The organism is Streptomyces sp. NPDC059248, from assembly GCF_042753905.1.
In the GTDB taxonomy this organism is placed as follows: domain Bacteria; phylum Actinomycetota; class Actinomycetes; order Streptomycetales; family Streptomycetaceae; genus Streptomyces.
On record NZ_JBHYZV010000171.1, the window covers coordinates 1 to 2160 of the forward strand.

Genomic DNA, 2160 nt, shown 5'->3' on the forward strand with positions numbered 1-2160 from the left:
CCGCGGTGGGGCGCCCCGGCCTTTCGTCCCGCGCCGGTCGGGTCTCCCCCGGCCTTTCGTCCCGTGCCGGTCGGGCCTCCCCCGGCCCTTCAGCCGTACTCCACCGCCTCCCAGCAGGCTGGGCCGGGACAGCAACGGACCATCGGGAGGAGCGCCATGACTACGGAGCCGCGGACCGGGGAGTCCCGGGTCGCGCTGGTCACCGGGGCCACGCGGGGCATCGGCCGGGCGGTGGCCGGGACCCTGGGCGGTACCGGGAACAAGGTCTTCATCACCGCGCGCGGCGCCGACGACGTCGCGGCGACGGTGAAGGAGCTGACGGACGAGGGGGTCACGGCGGCCGGTATCGCCGCCGATGTCCGGCGGGGTGAGGACGTCGTACGGTCCGTGGCCGCGGCCGTCGACCGCTTCGGTCCGGTCGACGTCCTGGTGAACAACGCCGGGCGCAGCGGCGGCGGGGTGACCGCGCGGATCCCGGACGAGCTGTGGGACGACGTCCTGGCGACCAATCTGACGAGTGTCTTCCGGATGAGCCGCGAGGTGCTCACGACGGGCGGCATGGGGGACGGCAGGCCCGGCCGGATCGTCAATATCGCCTCCACGGGCGGTAAGCAGGGGGTGCTGCTGGGGGCGCCGTACAGCGCCTCGAAGCATGCGGTGGTCGGCTTCAGCAAGTCGCTGGGTCTGGAGCTGGCGAAGACGGGGATCACGGTCAACGCGGTCTGCCCCGGCTATGTGGAGACCCCGATGGCACGGTCGGTGCGGGAGGGGTACGCGGGTCACTGGGAGGTGTCCGTGGACGAGGTGCTGAAGCGCTTCGAGGCCAAGATCCCGCTGGGCCGCTACACCACGGCCGACGAGGTCGCCGCCCTGGTCGGCTATCTGGTGACCCCGGCCGCCGCCTCGATCACCGCGCAGGCGCTCAACGTCTGCGGCGGTCTCGGCAACTACTGATGGCGCGGTACGGCGCCGACGGCGCCCCGCTCGCTGGAGGAGGACGGGTTTCCCCATGGCAGTGACGCATCGAGCCCGGCACACGATCACCGTCGGCGCCCCGGCGCCCACGGTGTACGGAATCATCGCGGACGCCGCCGCCTGGCCGCGCGTCTTCCCCCCGTCGGTCCATGTGGAGCGGATACCGCTGGGCGATGGCGAGGAGACGCTGCGGGTCTGGGCGACGGCCCATGGCGGGGTGAAGTCGTGGGAGTCCCGGCGGCGGCTGGATCCGGACGGGCTGACGATCGGGTTCCGCCAGGTGCGGACCTCGGCGCCGGCCGCGTCCATGGGGGGCGAGTGGCGGCTCCGTCCGCTCTCCGGCACCAGCTGCGAGGTCGAGCTGCTGCACGAGTTCACGGCCGTCGACGACGATCCGGAGAACGTGGCGTGGCTGAACCGGGCGCTGGACGAGAACAGTTCGGCGGAGCTGAGCCGGATGAAGGCCACCGCCGAGTCGGTGGACCGGCTCGGGGAGCTGCTGTGCACGTTCGACGACGCGGTACGGATCGCGGCCCCGGCCGCCGAGGTGCACGCGTTCCTGTGGCGGGCCCGCGCCTGGGAGGAGCGGCTGCCGCATGTCGCCCGGGTGGAGCTGACGGAGCCGGGGCCGGACGTCCAGACGCTGGAGATGGACACGATCGCCCGCGACGGGTCCCGGCACACCACGGCGTCGGTACGGGTCGATCTGGGCCCGTCCAGGATCGTCTACAAGCAGCTGCGGGTACCGCCGCTGCTCACCGCGCATGTGGGGGCGTGGCTGCTGGACGAGGAGGACGGTGAGACCACGGCCACGGCCCGCCACACCGTGGTCGTCGACCCGTCGGCCGTGCGTCTGCTGGGCCCGGGCTCCACGGTCGCGGACGCGCGGGCGTACGTACGCGACGCGCTCGGCACCAACAGTCTGGCGACGCTGCGGCACGCCAAGGAGTTCACGGAACGGGCCGCGGCCACGGGCTGACGGGCGGCCACCGGCCCGGGGCGCGTACCCCCTGGCCGGTACGACCGGGGCGCGTACCCCTGGCCGGTACGACCGGGACGCGTACCCCCTGGCCGGTACGACCGGTACGGGGAACCCGGGCCGGGGGGCCGCCCGCCCCTTACGCAGAGACACAGCGGCCCCCGCCGACAACGTGGGGAGGGGAGAGGGCGGGCGCCCCGGTAACA

At 73.6% G+C, this 2160-nt stretch carries 2 protein-coding genes; both read left to right on the top strand.

Annotated elements, in window-relative coordinates:
- Positions 1–156: 156 nt before the first annotated feature.
- Complete coding sequence (locus ACFXG1_RS33065; RefSeq protein ID WP_384745876.1) at positions 157–954, top strand: SDR family NAD(P)-dependent oxidoreductase; 798 nt, start codon at positions 157–159, stop codon at positions 952–954.
- Positions 955–1009: 55 nt separating this feature from the next.
- Positions 1010–1954: an aromatase/cyclase gene (locus tag ACFXG1_RS33070; RefSeq protein WP_384745878.1), complete on the top strand. Its 945-nt coding sequence runs from the start codon at positions 1010–1012 to the stop codon at positions 1952–1954.
- The last annotated feature ends 206 nt before the right edge of the window (positions 1955–2160 follow it).